At 59.7% G+C, this 20,405-nt stretch carries 18 protein-coding genes and 1 pseudogene; 8 read left to right on the top strand and 11 right to left on the bottom strand.

Features of this window, described 5'->3' with window-relative positions:
* Positions 1-4 precede the first annotated feature (4 nt).
* Complete coding sequence (locus AC5RUU_RS04725) at positions 5-1,333, bottom strand: ABC transporter substrate-binding protein (RefSeq protein WP_493974062.1); 1,329 nt, start codon at positions 1,331-1,333, stop codon at positions 5-7.
* Between the two features lie 158 nt (positions 1,334-1,491).
* Between AC5RUU_RS04725 and AC5RUU_RS04730 the strand changes: the two genes are divergently transcribed.
* The 4 genes from AC5RUU_RS04730 (at position 1,492) to AC5RUU_RS04745 (ending at position 5,570) form a co-directional block, all read left to right on the top strand.
* Positions 1,492-2,148 (top strand): TetR/AcrR family transcriptional regulator, encoded by a 657-nt coding sequence (locus AC5RUU_RS04730; RefSeq protein WP_493974063.1) that lies wholly within the window; start codon positions 1,492-1,494, stop codon positions 2,146-2,148.
* A 268-nt stretch (positions 2,149-2,416) separates the two neighbouring features.
* Positions 2,417-3,331 carry an aldo/keto reductase gene (locus tag AC5RUU_RS04735; protein ID WP_493974064.1) on the top strand — a complete coding sequence of 305 codons (915 nt, stop codon included), beginning with the start codon at positions 2,417-2,419 and terminating at the stop codon, positions 3,329-3,331.
* 66 nt (positions 3,332-3,397) lie between these two features.
* Complete coding sequence (locus AC5RUU_RS04740; protein ID WP_493974065.1) at positions 3,398-5,242, top strand: glycoside hydrolase family 3 protein; 1,845 nt, start codon at positions 3,398-3,400, stop codon at positions 5,240-5,242.
* Positions 5,243-5,339: 97 nt separating this feature from the next.
* On the top strand, positions 5,340-5,570 hold the full coding sequence (locus AC5RUU_RS04745) for a hypothetical protein (RefSeq protein WP_493974066.1): 231 nt from the start codon (positions 5,340-5,342) through the stop codon (positions 5,568-5,570).
* A gap of 511 nt (positions 5,571-6,081) precedes the next feature.
* Here AC5RUU_RS04745 and AC5RUU_RS04750 read toward each other — a convergent pair.
* The gene (locus AC5RUU_RS04750; RefSeq protein WP_493974067.1) at positions 6,082-6,870 is read right to left on the bottom strand and encodes an SDR family NAD(P)-dependent oxidoreductase; all 789 of its coding nucleotides are present in this window, start codon (positions 6,868-6,870) and stop codon (positions 6,082-6,084) included.
* Between the two features lie 276 nt (positions 6,871-7,146).
* Between AC5RUU_RS04750 and AC5RUU_RS04755 the strand changes: the two genes are divergently transcribed.
* From AC5RUU_RS04755 to AC5RUU_RS04770, 4 genes are all read left to right on the top strand, one after another.
* Complete coding sequence (locus tag AC5RUU_RS04755; protein WP_493974068.1) at positions 7,147-8,319, top strand: endo-1,4-beta-xylanase; 1,173 nt, start codon at positions 7,147-7,149, stop codon at positions 8,317-8,319.
* Positions 8,320-8,536: 217 nt separating this feature from the next.
* Entirely contained in the window at positions 8,537-9,427 is an 891-nt protein-coding gene (locus AC5RUU_RS04760) for an aldose 1-epimerase family protein (RefSeq protein ID WP_493974069.1), read from the top strand.
* A gap of 196 nt (positions 9,428-9,623) precedes the next feature.
* On the top strand, positions 9,624-10,280 hold the full coding sequence (locus AC5RUU_RS04765; RefSeq protein ID WP_493974070.1) for a TetR/AcrR family transcriptional regulator: 657 nt from the start codon (positions 9,624-9,626) through the stop codon (positions 10,278-10,280).
* 648 nt (positions 10,281-10,928) lie between these two features.
* The gene (locus tag AC5RUU_RS04770; RefSeq protein ID WP_493974071.1) at positions 10,929-12,203 is read left to right on the top strand and encodes an endo-1,4-beta-xylanase; all 1,275 of its coding nucleotides are present in this window, start codon (positions 10,929-10,931) and stop codon (positions 12,201-12,203) included.
* Positions 12,204-12,669: 466 nt separating this feature from the next.
* On the opposite strand, the pseudogene AC5RUU_RS04775 reads toward AC5RUU_RS04770, so the two are convergent.
* The 9 genes and pseudogenes from AC5RUU_RS04775 to AC5RUU_RS04815 all read right to left on the bottom strand — a co-directional run.
* Positions 12,670-13,071: pseudogene (locus tag AC5RUU_RS04775) on the bottom strand (aldehyde dehydrogenase family protein); the annotation flags it as partial.
* A 115-nt stretch (positions 13,072-13,186) separates the two neighbouring features.
* Positions 13,187-14,188: an ABC transporter substrate-binding protein gene (locus tag AC5RUU_RS04780; RefSeq protein ID WP_493974072.1), complete on the bottom strand. Its 1,002-nt coding sequence runs from the start codon at positions 14,186-14,188 to the stop codon at positions 13,187-13,189.
* Positions 14,189-14,262: 74 nt separating this feature from the next.
* Positions 14,263-15,096: an ABC transporter permease gene (locus AC5RUU_RS04785; protein ID WP_493974073.1), complete on the bottom strand. Its 834-nt coding sequence runs from the start codon at positions 15,094-15,096 to the stop codon at positions 14,263-14,265.
* Positions 15,093-15,938, bottom strand: coding sequence for an ABC transporter ATP-binding protein (locus AC5RUU_RS04790; RefSeq protein ID WP_493974074.1), 846 nt, complete (start codon positions 15,936-15,938; stop codon positions 15,093-15,095). Before AC5RUU_RS04790 ends, AC5RUU_RS04785 begins: the two co-directional genes overlap by 4 nt.
* A 1-nt stretch (position 15,939) precedes the next feature.
* A complete protein-coding gene (locus AC5RUU_RS04795) occupies positions 15,940-16,950 on the bottom strand; it encodes an ABC transporter substrate-binding protein (RefSeq protein ID WP_493974075.1) in 1,011 nt (336 codons plus the stop codon).
* A gap of 42 nt (positions 16,951-16,992) precedes the next feature.
* Positions 16,993-17,202, bottom strand: coding sequence for a tautomerase family protein (locus tag AC5RUU_RS04800; RefSeq protein WP_493974076.1), 210 nt, complete (start codon positions 17,200-17,202; stop codon positions 16,993-16,995).
* A 47-nt stretch (positions 17,203-17,249) separates the two neighbouring features.
* Positions 17,250-18,653: an MmgE/PrpD family protein gene (locus tag AC5RUU_RS04805; protein ID WP_493974077.1), complete on the bottom strand. Its 1,404-nt coding sequence runs from the start codon at positions 18,651-18,653 to the stop codon at positions 17,250-17,252.
* Between the two features lie 2 nt (positions 18,654-18,655).
* Positions 18,656-19,432 carry an HpcH/HpaI aldolase family protein gene (locus AC5RUU_RS04810; RefSeq protein WP_493974078.1) on the bottom strand — a complete coding sequence of 259 codons (777 nt, stop codon included), beginning with the start codon at positions 19,430-19,432 and terminating at the stop codon, positions 18,656-18,658.
* Entirely contained in the window at positions 19,429-20,283 is an 855-nt protein-coding gene (locus AC5RUU_RS04815; RefSeq protein WP_493974079.1) for an SMP-30/gluconolactonase/LRE family protein, read from the bottom strand. The genes AC5RUU_RS04810 and AC5RUU_RS04815 overlap by 4 nt, the downstream gene beginning before the upstream one ends.
* Positions 20,284-20,405: the final 122 nt, after the last annotated feature.

Below are 20,405 nucleotides of genomic sequence, written 5' to 3' on the forward strand. Positions count from 1 at the left end.
TTCCTTAGCCGATCTGCTCTTTGCCCTGTGCGAGGGCCTTATTCAGCTCATCAGTGAGCGCTTCGCATGCCTGATCAACGCTCAGTTCACCCTTGATGGCTTTTTCGAGGTACGTCTGGATCGTGCTCTGCATCAGGTCCCCGGAGATGTAGGGCGAATCGGGCAGGGGCTTGGCGTACTGCAGTTCGTTCTGCGCGACAGTGTATGCCTGCTTCTGATGCGGAAGATCCTGGGGCAATTTCTCGCTCAGCGACTTTAGCCCCGGAAGGCCCCAGCCACTCGCAGCGCGCTTTTCAGCGGGCGCGCCTGCCATGTAGTACTCCATGAGCTTGAACGCGGCGTCCTTGTTCTTCGCCTTCTCCGGGATCCACCAGCCCTGACCGGAATAGGTGGGCGCGACCCGGGTATCTCCCATTACCGGTGAAGGAGCCATCCGAACTGTCTTCAAGGCATCAGGTGCTGCGAAGTTGCCGCCGTACCAATAGCCGTCCTGGCTGATCGCCATGCGTTCCGCCGCGAAGGTCGAGTAATCAGAGCCGTCCGGAAGCGGGTTCAGGGATGTTGGTCCTACCCCGGACTTCCCGAAGTCGACGTACCACTGAAAGGCGCGCTTGGCAGCCGCGGAGGTGAAGTCGATTTCGGTCAGGTCCTCGTTGTAGAGGTTTTCACCCTGCTGCATGACCATTGCCGATATTGGGCCGTAAAGGGACCAGTCCCATTCCACGCCAAGCCCAAAGGTGGTGGTTGTGGTGCCTTCCTTTACGGTGAGCTTTTTGGCGGTCTCCAGGAGCTCGTCGTAGCTGGTTGCCTCTGTGTCGCTGAGGTATGGGACCCCCGCCTTGTCAAAGAGGGCGGTGTTGTACCAAAGAGTCGAGTCCTGGCTCCAGTCTTTGACGATGCCGTAGAGAGGACCTTCGCCGCTCTTGGTACCGTCCCAGCGGAAGCTGTCGTTGACCGGCTGAAGGTCGTCTTCCTTCAGCGTCTCACTTTTCTCCAGATACGGTGTGAGGTCCGTAGCCAATCCTCGTGCGTTAAAGTTGGCGCTGCCGACGGCACCGCCCACCGCGATGTCCGGGGGGTTACCCGAAGCGAGCATGGTGTTCAGTCGGGTCGCGTCGAACAGAACCTGGTTAATCTTGATGCCGGGGTTGTTCTTCTCAAACTCAGCGACCTGCTCCGGAGTAAGATCCTGAGCTCCGACCATTACGGTCAAAGTGGTCTCCCCCGCCTGGCTCCCGCCACCACCGGCGCTGCACCCGGCGAGTAGCGCCGTTGCGGCGATGAACGAGCCTGCGATGAAAGTACGCCGCCTGAATGATGCGTGTGTATGCATGTCTACCTCCTCGTGACATGGGGTGCCCGGTACCGGGTCACCTTGGTGATCGTGATCATCATTACACGAAAACGGAACACTTGCTACAATTTTATTTAGGCAATTGAATTGGGCCAGGCGTTGTTCAGGCGCCGTGGCAGCTGAGTAAGGTCTCTAGCATGAGTGAACAGAAGAACGCCGGCGTTCGTGGTCCGTATGCAAAGTCGGCTCAGCGGGCCAGTGACATCCTCGATGCTGCCGCTACTGTGTTCGCCACGCACGGCTACCACGGCGGCTCGCTGCGTGACATCGCCCGTGCACTGGACCTGAGCCTGACCAGCGTCGTTCACCATTTTGGATCCAAGTACGAGCTTCTCGAGGCGGTGCTCGAACGGGCCGACAGGACCACTCCTGGCAATGAAGAGTTCGACTTTGATGCAGCTTGCGCTGAGCGGGGAGTCGCGTCCGCCACCTTGGAGCGGGTTCAGTCAAGCCTCGAGCGACCTGAACTGTTGCGTCTGTTTGCCATTCTGGCTGCCGAATCCTCCGCCCCCACGCACCCTGCCCATGACTGGTTTGTCGCCCGGTACCGGCGCAAGGCGAAAGAACTCGCGGCCGCCTTCGCCCACGACCAGGCCGTGGGCCGAATCAGCCCGCACCGGGACCCGCACACTCTCAGCCGGCTGCTCATCGGCACCTGGGACGGAATACAGCTGCAATGGCTAATCGACCCAACCGCCGACATGACCAAATCCATGACAGCGTTCTTCGAATGGGCCCTTCCAGAAGCAATCCAGGATCTCCCGGGGGTTTCAGGCGCATCCGCAGTCAGGTGAACTCGCCAACTTTCAGGCCTCCGAGTTCAATGCCGTCTAGCCGGCGCCCGGTCCGGCTGGCCCCCAGGTACACCGTTGACCAGAAAAATGTAGCAGTTGTTCTGATTTCGTCGTAGGGTGGGCGCTGTCGCTTCTCCAGTCGCGACGACTGCACATATTTCAATGAGGAGATCCCCCACATGAACGGCTCCAAAAGGAATCACGCCAGAGTTGGGAAACCTGTGGAAGGCCCCGTGCGGCCTACCAAGGGCAGCAGAATGGCACGGGCGTGAAGGCACCATCCATTCTGACAATCGGCACTTCAAGTTTTGGTCGGGGCGCCCGCCGCGATTCCGCCAGTGAAGCGCAGGCCGTGCGTTTAGCCGAGACCGCCCTCAGCGCAGGTCATGCGTACGTCGACACCTCGAACAACTATTCCGGGGGACGGTCAGAAGAAGTCCTGGGGATAGCAATGGCCCGACTCGGAAATCGCTGCTCCACCGGGGTGATTACCAAGGTCGATGCTGACCCAGACACCGGCCGCTTCGATCGGGACAGGGTCCTGGCCTCGTTTGAGGAAAGTATGTCCAGACTCGGGGTTGACCGGATACCCCTGCTGCACCTTCACGATCCTGACATGCTCACCATGGCAGAAGCCCTTGGACCTCGAGGCGCTGTCGAGGGACTGATCGAGCTGCGGGCGTCCGGCGTCGTTGATGCCATTGGCATCGCAGGTGGGCCCTTACCCATGATGACCGCCTATCTCGAGACTGGAGAATTCGACGCCGTCCTCTGTCACAACCGGTACACGCTAATCGACCAGAGCGCCGAGACCCTATTCCAAGCAGCACGAGACCGCGACATGACCGTGTTCAATGCGGCGCCTTTCGGCGCCGGCATCCTGGCAACCGGGGCGCAACCCGGAGCACGGTACGCGTATCAGCCGGCAGGTGAGCACCTCACGTCGTGGGTTCGACGAGTTGAAGAGCTTTGCCGCGAACTCCAGGTGTCACTGCCCGCTGTATCCCTTGCCTTCTCACTAGGGTCCCCGCTAATTGATTCCACCGTGGTCGGCGTCTCCTCGCCCGAACGAATCCTCGAGTTGGCACAGCTGCGTGAAGAGGTCATCCCGGATCAATTTTGGGACGAACTCGCGGCGTTGGGTCCTGCTCCATCGCCCATCCAGGACCCGGCCGTCCGATAGCCCCCTAGGGGCTGCATCGCCAATAAGCCTTGGTAACTGAGGTTGCCTACCCAGGAGAGGATCCATATGACCGATCTAGTTCTGTCAACCACACCTGACGGGGTTCCGTACCGTGATCTGAACAAGAACGGGATTATGGACCCCTTTGAGGACCCACGGAAAACACCCGAAGAGCGCACGGAGGACCTTCTCAGTCGGCTTTCGCTGGACGAAAAAATTGGCCTCATGTTCCAGACCGTCATTGAATCTGGACCTGATGGCTCGTTGCTTGAGGAAGCTGGTCACATCAGCAAGTCACCGACGTCGGTAGTGGTTCTACGCAAGAATATGAACCATTTCAACGTGCACGGACTAGAGGACGCGCGTAAAGCCGCCCAGTGGAACAACGCCCTGCAGAGACTCGCTGCCCAAACGCCGCACGGAATTCCTGTGACAATCTCTACCGACCCCCGCCATGCGTTCGCCGAGAATGTCGGCGTCGGGTTTTCGGCAGGTCCGTTTTCGCAATGGCCAGAAGGGTTGGGGCTGGCCGCCATCGATGAGCCGGAAACTACCCGTCTCTTCGCGGAAATAGCCCGCACTGAATACACTGCGGTCGGAATCCGTTCGGCGCTTCATCCGCAAATCGACCTGGCAACCGAGCCTCGGTGGGGACGTCAGCTTCAAACTTTCGGATCCTGCGTGGATCGCGTTGTAGCCCATACCGCCGCGTATGTGGACGGCTTCCAAGGCGCCACGCTTGGCCCGGGAAGTGTTTCCTGCACGACCAAACACTTCCCGGGTGGGGGCCCCCAAAAGGACGGCGAGGATGCTCACTTCCCCTACGGTCGCGAACAGGTGTACCCCGCCGGCCGGTTCGAAGACCACCTTGCCCCGTTCAGGACTGCCATTGAGCACGACACCGCGGCCATCATGCCGTACTACGGGATGCCGATCGGACTTGAGATCAACGGGCAACCGGTAGAAGAGGTAGGTTTTGGCTACAACCGCCAGGTACTTCATGATCTCCTTCGCGAGGAGCTCGGCTTTGAGGGTGTCATCGTGACCGACTGGGAACTCGTTAACGACAACGTGATCGGCGACCAGGTCCTACCCGCCCGGGCGTGGGGGGTAGAACACCTCGACGCCCGAGGCCGGATGTTGAAAATTCTTGAAGCAGGAGCGGACCAGTTCGGCGGCGAAGAATGCGTCGAAATCCTCCGCGGCCTAGTCGATGAAGGTCTCGTCGCGGAATCCCGGATCGACGCCTCGGCTCGGCGCCTGCTACTGGTGAAGTTCCGGCTCGGACTTTTCGACAACCCTTTTGTCGACGAAGATCTAGCCGACCGCATCGTCGGCAGTCCGGAACACCGTGCCGCAGGTGAGCTTGCTCAATCACGCTCCGTTTGCGTCCTCGAGAACAAGCTCCGCGGCACTGAGCCGGTCCTTCCAGTTGCACCGAACCAACGCCTCTACATTGAAGGAATCGATCCCGCGGTAGCCAGCATGTTTGGTACCGTCGTGTCCACACCAGATGAAGCAGACCTTGCAGTCATCCGAGTCGACGCACCATTCGACGCGCGAGACGACCTTTTCCTCGAGTCGTTTTTCCACCAGGGAGGGCTCGAGTTCCGCCCTGGCCTCATCTATCGACTGGGTGCAATCGCCTCCCGCATACCGCTGGTCGTCGATGTCGCTTTGGACCGCGCCGCAATCCTTACTCCTATCGCAACCATCGCAACAGCACTCACCGCTACCTTCGGGGTATCCGACCGTGCACTACTGCGGGTGCTCAGCGGCGAAATTACAGCAGTCGGACGATTACCAATCGCCCTACCAATATCCATGGATGACGTCCGCACTGTCGCTGCGGACGCCGGCATAGCTGCCGAGGCATGTCTTTATCCGGCCGGACACAAGGCGCTTCAGTAAGCGCCTCTCTTACAACCACCGTCCACCGTTGCACCGTTCGCGTCGCCTTGAACGGCGGCAATCCGGTGCAGTGAGGTGCAGCGAAAGGAACACTCGCATGAAAATTTCAGAGGTGGCAGTACCCGGCATGCTGGAGGTGCATGTCAAGGAAGCATCAGAGGTTGACATCGCCCTCGAAGAAGCCATAGCAGTCGTATTGAAGGCCGCGCTCCAACACCGTACAGGGATCCTTGTGACGCGGATCGAGGCCGGCAGATACATCGTACGGGCTCACCCCGCCGTCCCCTTTGGGCTGATCCGCCAGCGCCATGAAGCATCAGGTAAGTAACCCCAAGAAGCAGTTTTGGAACACCCCTGTGACGGTCCCAGGCAGGTTCTTTCTCGGGTTGCGTGCCGAACCGTGCTGGGGAAATCGGCGTAAACCGAATTCCGCCGGAGCCAGGGCCCGGGCGTGATCGCTGGGATAAAAATGTTCGCACCGTTCCACAAAAATCGTCAGGGACGGGGATTTGCCCGGCTGAAAGGCTGGCCCGCAGCTTTGTCCTCGGCCGCTGATGGCATTGCATTTGGTGACACGGGCTGGAAACCGGGTTTCCCGTCCTGTGGTGGAGGAGGGACATTGTGAGCTGACAAGACAATTCTTATGTGCCGGTCATCGACTTTTTCAACAACCCTCCTATGCAAAACGCCGTGGTGCTTCAACCACAGAATCGCGCCGTCCGCGGTGACGGCATCCACGATTCCTTGGTCCAAGAGGCGGTCTCTGTCCCAAACTTCCACCTTCAGACCCGTGACCACAGTCCAGTCGTCGACCTGCTTCCATACTGCCCTCGACGGCATCACAAAACAGACTTCATTTGTCGGCCGATGAAATCGGTGACTGCGCGGGATGAAATGCGCGAGGCAGCATCCAGCACCTTGGCGTCCTTTCCCACCAAGACTCGAAAGCTGCCCTTCTCCAGGCCCTGGATAATTTTGGCGGCAGTTGCTTCGGGTGTGGTGGCAGGTGCCTTCCTTCCTTTGGGATCAATTGCTTTGACCCCAGAGTTGGCGCTGATGTCGGTGCTGATGTTTCCCGGGAAAACAGTCGTAACGGCAACAGATGTGCCGCTCAGCTCCTGGTAAAGGCCCTCACTGAACTGCTTGACTGCTGCCTTTGTTGCCCCATAAAAAGTCTGGCCTGCAAAAGGCAACAACGCGGAGAGGCTGGAGATGTTCACGATTGCTGCCGCCGGCCGCTCCAGCAAAGCAGGCAGGAAGGTCTTACACACGTTCACCGTGCCCCAAAGGTTCACGTTCATAACCCGCTCGAAATCATCGAATGTCAAATCAGCCACCGGCACGAAGCGGTGGATGATACCCGCCACGTTGATAAGGCCATCGACCTGTCCGTGAACACTGATCACGTCATCTAGTAGTGCCGCAACCGCATGACGGTCCGTCACGTTTGTTATGTGAGTACTCAGTTCGCCATCAGAAGCAGCCAGCGCCTTCGTCCCGGCCAGAGCATCAGCGCTCAGGTCAACGGCTGCGATTTTTGCTCCGCGACGAAGGAGCCCTAGAACCACCTGGCGGCCGATACCATTGCCGCCGCCTGTGACTACGAAGGTCTTGCCTTGAATCTGCATGTCATTTCCTTTTTTTAATGAGTTCCGAGTGCTTTGAAGCTGTCCCAAGGATAGAACGAAATTGTTGCATGCGTCACAATTTCGAGATAACCTTTTGAGTACCGAAGCAGATCTCGGTGTCGTCGCCCTACCTGGCACGACGGGAATGGCACCGCTGCCCCCACCCCCGGGCCAGCACCCATCGAGCGCATGAGTAGCTGGCTCGTTCCCCGAGCAAGCGTCTTGAGCGGCCGAGAGCGCTTTTGGCAGGCAACTACTCGAAGGAATTCACCCCGGATGAAAACGAAAAAAACACTAGCCATGCTCGCGGCAGTCAGTCTTGGACTGACGATGCCGGCGTTCTCAACCCAAACCGCAACCGCCACAACGCCGAGCCCAACCTCGGATGTGCTTATCGGGGAGGAGGGTATCGGCTCACTCCGCGAGGAGGCAGCGAAAGCCGGGCTCATCATCGGATCAGGTTCTATCAAGGGTATGACGTCAACGGCTGACGACCGGCCCTCGAACTATCTTTCCGACCCTCAGTACAGGGAGGTGCTGGCTGAGCAGTTCAACAGCCTGTCGCCCGAGAACGACATGAAGTGGAAATTTGTCCAGCCGCAGGAGGGCGTCTTCGAGTTCGAGGGCCTTGACCGGTTGGTCGCCTTCGCTCAAGAAAACAACATGCAGGTCAAGGGACACGGCCTGATCTCGTCTTGCTGCAACCCCGACTACCTGGTCGCGAAGACCAATGATCCGGTCGCGTTCCGTGCCGCTATGGTCAAGCACTTCAACGCGATTATGAAGCGGTATAAGGGCAAGATGGACCGATGGGATGTCGTCAGCGAGGCGCTGATGACGAACGGCGGTGGCCTTCAGCAAAACGATTTCTATAAGGCCCTCGGCCCTGGCTACATCGCAGAGGCATTCAGGATCGCGCACCGCGCGGACCCGAAGGCGAAGCTGTACCTCAACGAAAACCTGGTGGAGACCAACCCCGGGAAGCGGCAGGAACTGTACGACCTCGTCTCGGGTCTCGTCGCTGAAGGTGTCCCTGTCCACGGAATCGCCTTGCAGATGCACCAGACGATCCAGGGACCTCCTGCTGGGGTCATCACCGAAATGTTCAACGTCTTCACCGGTTTGGGACTTGAAGTCTCCATCGCGGAACTGGACGTGCACACACTTGACCCCGTGACGCAGGCGCAAATCTACGGCGATGTGGTCACTGAGGCGCTCAACGCCGGGATCACCGAGATCAGTGTCTGGGGCTTCACGGACAAGCACCTCTACACTTGGCTTCCGGGAGCGAAGCCGTGCATCTTTGACGAGAATTACAACCCCAAGCCGGCGTACTTCGCCTTCCGCGACGCTCTCCGTAACTTCATTGCGAAGAAGACGCCACCCGCGCAGCCTGTAGGAACAGTACAAAACACCACGGACTCGGTCCTGTACTCGGCAACACAGTAGGACCGTCAGCGAAACGACATAAAGCCCCTCCGTCCTGCTTCTAACAGGAGCGGACTTACACGCACACCGCGGTTTGACACCCCATAGGATAACGGCACTCGCATTGAGCGTCCGGGGCCATCATCGCTCCGGGCGCTCAGTGCTGCGGCGCTACCAAGCCAAGCAACCTGTTCGTCACTACTTATAAGCGGGCTGAGGCCTCGGGTAAGGATCAGTCGTGACCGCAATTGAACTGACAGCCGGTGATTACACCGCAGTTGTCGACACACTGGGAGCCACCCTTTGCTCGGTAACTCACCAGTCCAGGCACTTGATTCTGAATCAAACACCTGGAAGCGAAACAGTGGATTACCGGGGTGTTGTCTGCGTGCCATGGCCTAACAGGCTGGCCGACGGCAGCTATCTATTCGAGGGAACCCGCTATCAGGTCCCCGTTACGGAACCAGCACGGTCCACCGCACTTCACGGACTTGCTTACGCCCGCGAATGGCAAGTGCAAACCGTAAGTGCTGCTGAAGTGGTGCTGTCACTCCAACTTGGCACAGACCCCGGCTACCCATTTCAGGTGAGCGTCGAAGCACGCTATAGCCTCTCACCAACGGGTCTAAGCAGTAATATCCGAGCCATCAATACAGGTGATACACCAGCTCCTTTTGGATCTTGCCCCCACCCCTACTTAGTTGCGGGGGAAGGAAACGTGGATGACTGGACTCTCCAACTTGATGCAGAACAATACATGACGGTCTCTCCTGAACGTCTGCTGCCCACGGGGCTCACCGAAGCCAGCGCAGGTCCCTTTGATTTCCGCTCAGGACGAAAAATCGGAAGCACTGTCATCGATAACGCCTTTACTGGCGTCGCCGTAAACAACGGTCTCTGCGAAGTTCGAGTAACAGCTCCAGACGGTCACGGCGTTCTTATGTCCTGGAACCCTTTCATTAAGTGGGTTCAAATTTGCACCGCAGATTTTGCCGACCGAGAACCTCGTGCAGGGTTAGCTGTAGAGCCAATGGACTGCGCTCCAGACGCATTCAATTCAGGTGCCGACTTGGTCGTTCTACAGGGCAGGGAAGCCCACGAACTTGAATGGAACTTGGCGGCGATCTGAGCGTTTCTCGAGGCACGCCCTGGTCGATGGAAAACCGAGCCAGGGCACCCGCGGTTATAAATCATGGAGAGAAGGATTGTTTAGAGGTAGCGGCGCGTTTGTAACGCATGGGCGAAGTTCCAACTATGTACCCTCGTGCAGCAGGCAGGTCAGGTGATGGTTCAGGCGCAGGGTGATGCTTAGTAAGGTCTCTAGCATGAGGGAACAGAAGAGCGCCGGCGTGCGTGGCCCGTATGCAAAGTCGGCTCAGCGGGCCAGTGACATCCTCGATGTTGCCGCTACCGTGTTCGCCACGCACGGCTACCACGGTGGCTCGTTGCGTGACATCTCACGGCAACTTGGCCTGAGCCTTACCAGCATCGCCCACCATTTCGGATCCAAGTACGAGCTCCTTGAGGCGGTGCTTGAGCGAGCGGACAGGACCACTCCTGGTTACGAGGAGTTCGACTTTGATGCCGCCTGTGCTGACCGGGGGGTCGTGACCGCAACCTTGGAGCGGGTTCAGTCGAGCCTTGAGCGACCTGAACTGTTGCGTCTGTTTGCCATTCTGGCTGCCGAATCCTCCGCCCCCACGCATCCTGCGCATGACTGGTTTGTGGCCCGGTACCGGCGCAAGGCGGAAGAACTCGCGGCCGCCTTCGCCCACGACCAGGCCGTGGGCAGAATCAGCCCGCACCGCGACCCACACACTCTCAGCCGGCTGCTCATCGGCACCTGGGACGGGGTACAGCTGCAATGGCTAATCGACCCAACCGCCGACATGACCAAATCCATGACAGCGTTCTTCGAATGGGCCCTTCCGGAAGCATTCCAGAATCCCCAGAGCATCCCGGGCCGGTCTGCCGCCGAGTAGTTCAACCCAAGCTGCACCTGACATTGCTATGTCCACCTGGCGCCGTCGCTTCTGCTGACGCCGCCAGAGGCGCCACGATTCCAGTTCCTCCCGTTTCCGTGCATGGCCCAGGACCCCAAAGCCGACAGACTTGGCAGTGCATGCATTGCCTGGTCCGGCCAGCAGAAAGTGCGGCAAGTGTAGAACGAATCGATCACCCCTCCTTCCCCCTGAGCCGGACAGGAAAAGAAATTGTTGCACGCGTCACAATTTCGCTCTACCCTTTGAACACCGAAGCAAATCTCGGCGTCGTCGCCTCATCCGGCCACGGCGGGACTGGCACCGCTGCCCCCAACCCCCGGGTCAGCGTCCATGAGCGTATGAGTAACTGCTTCGTATTTCGAGCCGTCATCTTGCGCAGCCGAGCACGTTCTTGACTCCCAGCGGACCCTCTCGACATCAGATCACTGGACCGGGTCGTGCTGCCTCCGCTAGATGAAGATGAAAAGTCAGGGAGTGGCACCTCACCAAGCACACCTACGAATGAAACAGGAACTTATGAAAGCGATAAGCAAAGTCGCACTCGCATCAGCAGTCACCCTTACGCTGGCATTTGGGGCCACCGCGCCAGCTATGGCTTCCCCTGATACGGAACCAACAATCCGCCAGTTGGCTGAGCAAGCTGGCATCCTTTTCGGGTCCGGCTCGGTTAAGGCGTCCGAGTCCACGGCTGACGACCGGCCGGCGAACTACTTCTCGGACCCCCGGTACGGGCAGGTCCTGGCAGAGCAGTTCAACAGCTTGTCGCCGGAAAACGAGTTCAAGTGGAACATGGTGCAGCCACGCGAAGGAGTCTTTGATTTCGAAGGTCTCGACCGGATGGTTGCGTTCGCGGAAGAACACGATATGGAGGTCAAGGCCCACAGCGGGATTTCCCGCTCGTTCAACCCTGACTACCTCGTGGCAAAGACCGATCCGGCCGAGTTCCGAGAGGCGGTCGTCGACCACTTCAACACCACCATGCAGCGTTACACCGGCAAAATGGACCGCTGGGACGTCGTCACGGAGATGTTCACGACCTTCGGCGGGGAAGGGCTCGAGCACAATCTGTTCTACGAGCGCCTCGGCCCCGACTATGTCGCCGAGGCCTTCAGGATCGCCCACGCCGCAGACCCGACCGCGAAACTCTTCGTCAACGAGAACATGGTCGAGTACTACCCCGCAAAGCGGCAGGAGCTCTATGACCTGGTTTCCGGAATGGTAGCCGACGGAGTTCCTATCCACGGTGTTGCCTTGCAGATGCACGAAACATTCGTCGGTCCGGCCCCCGGCGTGATCACCGACATTGTGAACGACTACAGGGCCCTCGGACTCGAGGTGACAATCGCCGAACTGGACGTCCACACATACGACCCGATCTCGCAGGCGCAGATCTACGGTGACGTCGTCGCCGAAGCCCTCGCTGCCGGCATCACCGACATCAGCACCTGGGGTTTCACCGACAAGCACCTCTACACCTGGCTACCCGGCGCGAAGCCGACGATCTTCGATGAAGAGTTCAACCCGAAGCCGGCCTACTTCGCGGTAAGAGACGCACTGCAGTCCTTCGTGTACAACGACAGGGCACCGGGCAAGGGGAAATTGTCGAGCACGAGCGGATCCAGCAATGGGCTTCACGACGGCAACTACACCGTGACGATGAACCTACCGAATGGAACACCGGGCAGCTACTACCGCCTGTATGAGAACGATGTTCTTGTCGCCGCTCAGCAGCTGAACGCTGTCGACGTGAAGACGCAGTCAGTAGAAACGTCCTTCACCGAGAAACCGGTGGGAACATACACCTACCGTGCCGAGCTCATCAACTCCGAAGGGGTGACCCAGACCACCACCACAAAGGTCAAGGTCAAGGACACAGCCCCGGGAAAGCCGGACAACAGGTAATTTCACCGCTGCTTGCGAACCTGCCGCGGGGCCCCGAAGTCAGCGGGGCCCCGCTAACGGCGAACACTCCTACTCGAGTTGGTGCCCATCGCCCAAAAGCGTGCCATCGAACATATGACAGCCCAGGTTGACCGTAGTGCTGGAGATGGGACTTCTAAAAGACGGATCCCGGTTATTATCGCTGCGGGTTTCGCCTCGAGGAAAAGCAGGTTCCACCACAACTCGCTTAGGTGCACAATGTGGGCGACCTCCGACGCCATCCGTAGCGGTGAAGCCGGCAGTAACGGGGGTAAAGCGGGACCGTGGCCGACAAAGAAGAAGATTTAGGTCACCTTCGTTGGCAACGTAAAAGCCGTCAGACTCAGCACGAACTGCTAGCTGGGATACACCCCAAACTGACGTCGAGGCGTCCTGGCGTGGGAGGATCCGGTCTGTCGACGGAGCTCGATCAAGTTTCTAGACACTGCGAGTAGCGGCCAAACGCGAGGACTGCTTCCTCGGAGAACCAGCGCAGGAACTCGGCACCATAGGTCACTTCGCCGCGGGCTTCGGCCAGGGGCTTGCCCATCTTTATGAGCAGCGCGAAGTCCTCAGCCCGCTCAGTCACCATTCAAAAGCGAGGCGCAGGATTTCCCCGCGCTCCCGCGACGGAACCTTCGACCAGGGCTCCTGCGCCGCCGCGGCTGCGTCCAGTGCCGCGGCACCGGCATCGGCACCGGCATCGGCAATGCTCAACAGAACCCTGCTGGTGCAGGATCTTCGACGTCGAATGTTTTCCGGTGGTAGCCCGGCGCCATTGTCCGTTGATGAGGAGACCGGTTGGGACGGAGTCCAGGAGATCGAGTTCCTGGATTGCGGGAACAGACAGTGTTTTCCTTGGTGTTCCTTGAGCGTCTATGTACCTGCAGCACGCACTACGGCGTGCTGCAGGTACATAGACGGAGCGTCCTGGGAGCAGGAAGGCGCACTTGCCCGGACGTGGACTAACTACTGGTGGGAAGGTATTGGGGGTCGTACAGGACGCTGGCGTCGGGGATATTGGTCAGGGAAGAGTACTTCTTTGACAGGTCCAACCATCGGTTCAAACCGTCAGTACTGATAGCAGCATCCCGGGAGTAGGCCGATTTCGCCCGGTCGAAGGACGCCTTCGCCTCCTCGATGCTGACCTGCGAGTCCTCCGACAGGATCTTCGTCGCAGCCTCGGGATGAGCCACGACCCACTGTGCTGACTCTGCAGCAGCGGCCATGAACTTCTTGACCGTGTCGGGCCTCGCGGTAAGCGCCCGATCATTGGAGGCAAATACCTGGGCGGGCATGTCGGGGAAGTCTTCGCCAAGAACGCTTAGCGGGTGCATACCCGCAGCCTCCGCCTTGATGTCGAATGGCGGGACCAGCATGGCGCCCTCTACTTGCCCCGTAGTTATGGCAGCAAACTTTGCAGCCATAGTCCCTGTCGCGACGAACGTTACCTGGGAAGCATCAACGCCTTGGGAGTCGAGATACGCCCGGACAAGAACTTCCTCGCCGCTGCCGGGACCAACAATTCCTACCTTCTTGCCGATGAGATCCTTCGCGGAGGTGACTTCAGCGGAGGTTTCCAGCCGGTATTGGACCTGGTTGAGGAGGTTGCCGATCATCGTCATCTTGCTGCCGGCAGCGGCAACAGCGACGACGCCCTCGGGCAACATGGCAGCGACGTCGGCCTGACCACTGGCCACGGCCGCAGCGGCCTCTGCGCTCGACTTCACCTTAACGAGCTCGATTTCAAGTCCGTGCTTTTCAAAAATTTCTTGGTTCTGTCCGGCGGTTACGGCAAGGAACGAGCTTCCCGTAATGGAGGAGACCAAGGTGATCTTCTCGGTTGAGCTGCCGGAACCCGAACTCCCTGACGGGCTGCCACAGGCCGTGGTTGTCAACAGCGTGCATGCCATCGCAGCGCCGATAAGGCTGGCCATCTTCGGCCGACGGGATAGGGTGCGGAACATGGACTCTACTCGTTTTCTTAGATAGGAATCTGAACCTCAGAAGATGGACGGGCGGGTGCCCGCCCATCTTCTGTTTACTCACCGAGGACCGGGGTCCTCCACGGAGCAAGTTTGCGCTCCAGTACCTTGATGAGTGCCATGATGACCACGGATACAACCACCATGATCAGAACACCGGCAAGGTACCGGGGCGTGTTGAAGACTTCCGCGTCAGCCCTGATCCGGTAGCCGATGCCTTCTGTGGCGGCGATGTACTCACCGACGACAACGGCGATCATGCCCTTACCGATGGCAAGGCGGAGCCCGGTGACGAAGAACGGAACCACGGATGGGAAGATAACGTCCTTTTGGATGGCCCATCCGTTCGCGCCGAAGGACCTTGCAGCTCTCATCAGGGAGCTATCGGTGTTGCGGACGCCTTCCATCATGTTGATCAGCACAGGGAAGACCGCCAGGATAGCGACGTTTGCGATCTTGGAACCGATACCGAGTCCGAACCAGATGACCATCAGTGGGGTGAGGACGAGGATGGGCGTGGAGTACAGTGCGGTCACCACCGGGTCGAAGGCCCAGTAGAGGCGCTTGGACGTTCCCAGCAGGATTCCGAGGGGTACGCCGATGCCGAGGGCAATCATCATGCCCAAGAGGAATTCGAGCCCGGTTACCCTCAGGTCCGAAAGTAACGGACCTGTGGTCAGCGAAAGGAACCCGTCCCAAATCACCGAGGGGTGACTGAAGAACAGCGGATCCCAGAGATTCATGTTGCCGGCGATTTCCCAGACCGTGAAGATTCCAATCACGGTGACGACGGGTAACCAGCGCTTTTCGTTTTTCTTCAGCCAGCTCGGTTCGGGCCGACGGGTGGGACCGCCCGGAGAAACCGGAGCAGGTTTGGTCATGATGCTCATGGCTTCTGCCCTTCTTCACGTGCCTGAACTGTCAGGACTTCGCTCTTGAGGTGATCCCAGAGGAGGTCTCGTTGAGAGTCGTAGCGTTCCCGGTACTCGGCGGACGACTTGGGGCCAAAGTCCGGGCGGACTTCGTCGCGGATGGTGCCCGGTCGGGCGGTCATCAGCAGGACGCGGTCCGACATCTGGAGTGCTTCATCCAGGTTGTGGGTGACAAACACGACTGTGCGGCGTTCTTCAGCGACGAGTTTGAGGAGATCTTCACGGAGGAGCTCGGCGTTTTGGGCATCAAGTGCACCGAACGGCTCGTCCATCAGCAGCAGCCGTGGCTGGACCGCGAAAGCGCGGGCAATGCCGACCCTTTGCTGCATACCGCCCGAGATCTGATGAGGGTAAAGGTCCAATGCGTGGGTCAGGCCTACGCGATTGATGTACTCCTTGGCCAGATCCAGACGTTCCTTCTTGGATATATCAGTGCGGCGGTAGTTCAATCCCAAGAGCACATTTTCCCGGACGGTTTTCCAGGGCATCAGCGCAAAGTTTTGAAAAACCATCGCACGTTGCTTGAGCGTGTCTTGGACCGTGGATCCGAAGATCCGCACGTTGCCGACGTCGGGGCGGACGACGCCGTCGAACATCGAGAGCAGGGTGCTCTTTCCGCAGCCGCTCGGTCCGATAAGGGAGACAAATTCCCCTTCCGTGACGTCGATGCTGATGTCTTTAAGGATGATCTCCTTGCCGTACCCGAACGTAACGTTCCGTACGGAGATCGCGATGTTCTCGGTGCCTGGCATCGCTGCTGCTGGCTCCAGTGCTTGGTGGGATGATGTGGTCATGATCATCTCACTTCCCGGGGAGGTACTGGGCGTCATAGATGTCACTGATCGCCGGAATTTTCGGCAGCGAGGCGTACTTCTCTGAGAGTTCCAGCCACTTGGCCAGGCCCTCATCGCTGATGGCGCCGTTCACGGAGTAAGCATCCTTGGCCCGGTCGAAGGACGCCTTAGCCTCTTCGGGGCTGATTTGGGCGTCCGTGGCCAGGATGGTGGCCGCGTCTTCCGGGTGGTCAACCACCCACTGGGCTGACTCCGTGGCGGCAGTCATGAATTTCTTCACGATCTCTGCATTGGCGCTCAAGGCACGGTCGCTGGATGCGAAGACCTGGGCCGGAATGTCCGGGAAGTCTTCGCGGAGGATGCTCAGCGCGTGCATGCCGGCGTTCTCGGCTTTGAGGTCGTATGGAGGCACGAGCATCGCGCCTTCGATTTGTCCTGTGGTTAGGGCGGCCAGCTGGGCAGGCTGAGGGCCCGTTGCCACAAACGTAACCTGCGAGGGGTCCACGCCGTTCTCAGCCAAATAGGCTTTGGCGAGGATTTCGGAACCGTTGCCGGGCCCGACGACGCCGACCTTTTTACCTGCGAGGTCCTGCGCGGATTTGATGGATTCAGGCACTTCCAGACGGTGCTGGACCTGGTCCAGGAGGTTTCCGACCATCTTCATCTTGCTTCCCGCGGCCACGACTGCGACGACCCCTTCGGGCACCATGGCTGCGATATCGGCCTGCCCGCTGGCGATAGCTGCGGCAGCCTCGGCACTGGACTTTACCTTGATGAGCTCAATCTCCACGCCGTGCTTTTCGAAGATTTTCTGGTCCAGGCCAGCTGTCACCGCCAGGAAGGAACTGCCGGTGATCGAGGATACCAACGTGATTTTAGTGCTTCCTTCGGTGGACCCCGGCTGTGCGGCCGGCGCAGTGCCGCCGCAGCCAGTGGCGGCAAGGGCAAGCGCGGCCATGGCGCCGATAAGGCCCGCCGTGCGGCGGGTCATAACGACCGATTTCAGGTGATTTTTCATACCAAGTGCTCCTTTGCGCATGGTGAAGGTCTGCATGATGAGTTATTTCGCCGCTGCTGGGGAGGTTTCCATGTCACTGAACAACACGCCTCCACGGGCAAGGTCGGTCCGCTCAATTTCAAAGAAAGTGATCCGGACACCTTCAGGCTTGATCCCCAGTGCCGAGACAGCTGCTTCGGTGATTCCGCTAACGAGCTCGCGGCGCTGGTCGAGGGTACGGCCTTTGAAGATTTCAATCGAGATGTTAGGCATGTCAGTTCTTTCTGTTCTTAGGTGTTCGTGTTCGGCCGGCTGGTCGTTTACACGTTGGCCGGTGTCCGGCCGGCTAGTTTTGATGATTCGCTGAAGAGGCTTCGGATCCGTGGCGTCTGATCAAGCGACCACAAGTGGCGGCTGAGGGCCTCGGGATCCCAGGGTGTTGCCGAGTAGCCAAGGCAGTCGTTGAACTTTTCCTGGATTTCCTGATCGGTGAGAGGGTCCAGAGTGAAGCCGTGAGGCATATCGGCCCTGGTGCTGGTGCGGTGACCGTCGCTGAATTCGACGTCGACCGTGGCGTACCAACGCGTGAACCCCGGGGGCCCGATCGGCGGGACTGCATTCTCATGGGTTTTGACCTTTCGCAACAGTTTCTGCAGGTCAGGGCGCTGAACAGTGGCATCCGTGAACGTATTAAGAGACGGAGCGCCATCGCTCAGGGCCGCAGCCACTGTGTACTCCAGGCTGAACTTCGCCTGCAGCCCCGTCTCGGGCAGGTGGTGAATAGGTCCGACGAGACCCGTGGGCTGAACGGTGACATCCACCGAAACGATGGATTCCGGGACGAGTCCTTTACCCCGCAGTTCGGAAGCGGCCTGTGCCGCCGGGTGAACTGCGTAGCAGGCGGGAAACGTCTTGACGTTCAGTCCCCTGGTGAGCACGGTCCAGCGTTCTTTCAGTACCGGCTCGACCTTAGTCAGGTCCGGGTTGACGCCAAAGACGTGGAAGAACCCGAGCGGTGCCTCCAGCTGGTCCGGGTCGGCGTCATAGCCCCGTACTGCGAGGTCGACGGCCAGCACGGCGTTCGAGGCTGCCAGGCCGGCGTGCAGCGGCTTGGTGATAAAGCCACAGTTCTGGCGGCTTCCCCCAGCCATGGACGCTGCGATACCGAGGGCGTGGCGGGTCTGCAGGAGCGTGAGCTGGCGAAGACGTGCCACCGCTGCTGTCGCCCCGATAACTCCGACGGTGCTGGTCGCGTGCCAGCCGTTTGCCCAGTGGGCGCGGACGGGCAAACCGGCAGAGATGGCACACATGACCTGGTGGCCGACGACGTAGGCGTCTAGAATGTCGCGGCCTGACGCGTCCGCTGCCTCACCGGCTGCCAGGAGAGCGGGGATTAGAACGACGCTGGGGTGGCCGTTGGTGTCCACCAAATGGTCATCGTAATCGTCGGCATGACCCGCCGTGGCATTGAGCAAAGCGGCGGTGTGTGCCGGCGCCATTTCTCCGGTCGCCAGGACGGTGGCGCCGTGGCCACCGCTTACAGGAGTCATGACGGCTTCCATTAAGGCCGTGGAGGCGATGTCATGGGTTCCGAGTACGGCGACGGCCACAGTATCGACTAGTGCACGGGTTGCCATGTGGCGTGCTGCGTCTGTGATGTCGGCTGATTCGGTGCAGATCGCGAACTCGGCGATGGACCTGGTGATCTTCGGTGTTTCGCTCATCGTCAGCTCACTGCTCCTGTCGTTGTGCGTACCGAGCGAAGCCCGCTCACCGCGGTGGACATGAGCCGTGACTGGGCCGAGAGGAGAAGGCTGGCACCGCGTTCGATTGCAGCGGCGGTTTGTTCCGGGCTGCTGGCCGACATGCCAACGACTTTTCCGGCTGCCAGGGAACGGGCCAGGATGTCCTTGATGACATCCTGGACGCGGTCATCGAGGACTTCACCGGGAATGCCGAGACTCGCTGACAGGTCAAACGCGCCGACGAAGACGGCGTCGACAGCCTCGGCTGCGAGGATGTCATCGAGCACGGCGACCGCCTCGATACTTTCGATGTGGACGATCAGGGCCACGCTTTCCCGGGTGTCCTTGGTGAGCTGCTGGTAGCCGCCCGGATAGTGGCCGAAGTTGCTGTTGCGGCAGCGGCCCAGCCCCCGTAGCCCCTCCGGCGCAAAACCGCAGGCCTTCACGACGTTGTCGACGTCCTGACGGGAACGGACGTGGGCTATCTGCAAGACTGCCACTCCGGCGTCGAGGTATCGGCCGATGCTTTCGGGGTCCACTGATGTCTTGACGACAAGGGCACCGCCGCCGGCCTTGCAGGCCCGGGCAAGGTCGACGATTTGCGGGCCGGTCACGGACACGTGTTCGGTGTCCACGGCGACTCCATCGACGCCAAGCTCCGAAAGGAACTCTGCCGCCGAGGGCTCAGGAAAGTCCAGCGTGGTAACGAAGACGGGAGTGCCCGACAGGAGTCGGGACCGGAATGCGTTGGGGCTCATGACTGGGCGGAGTCACGGAAAGGGTGCAGCGGAAGGCCGGCGGCGGGCCAGTCTGCTTCGAGGACCTGGCCGTTGTCGGAATCAGTCACAGCCAGCTTTCCGGAGGACGAGATGGCGACGTTGGTGTACTTCTGGCCGTTTGCGATTTTGATGACCTCCAGGAGGGTGCCTTCAGGACTGTAGACCTGCAGGTCGCCGGGAGCCGTTCCGGTGATGGCCCCGATCACAAGGTTTCCGTCGACGTCCCAGGCAAATCCATCTGGGCGTCCGTGATCAAGCTGGACATGCACTTCGGGCTCGCCGAGACGCTCGCCGGGAGCGAACGGGAAGCGCAGGATGCGTCCCTCCCCGCCCTGGGCGACAAAGATGCTGTCGTTGTCGGCGCTGAAGCCAATCCCGTTGGGGAACCAGTCGACGCTGAGCAGCAGTTGCGCTTCGCCGGTCGTTATGTCGACGCGCCACAGCCGTCCGTCGTCGCGGCGGGGGCCGCGGGTGGGGTCGGTTACGTAGAGGTAGCCGTCAGGGCCGAAGCAAAGGTCGTTGGGGTAGATCGGGTCAGTGGTGAGCGTAACGACGGTACCGTCGGGGTGGATGGCCTGGACGCCTCCGGACACGCCTTCGGTCCGGTGGGCCGGCCACTGTCCGCCATTCTGGGCCACGTAGATGATGCCGTCCGGACCCTCGGCGGCACCGTTCGGTCCTGCTCCGGTTCGTCCCAGCACGTTCGTTGTGCCGTTCGAAGTTTCGTAGACGACGCCCTGGTCGATTGAGACGAAGGCCAAAGTTCCGCGCTGAGTGTAGACGGGGCCTTCGGTAAATCCGACGCCTGTGGCAACGGTCTGAAAATCCATGAGTAATCCTCGGGGGTAATTTTGGGGGCTGGCCAGGAGGGGTATTCCCTGTGACGAAGCTGACAAAACAACCGTAAGTCCGAGTGATACATCGAAACAACCGATTGGAACCGATCAATCGA

The sequence above is a fragment of the Arthrobacter sp. K4-10C genome (genome assembly GCF_059090085.1).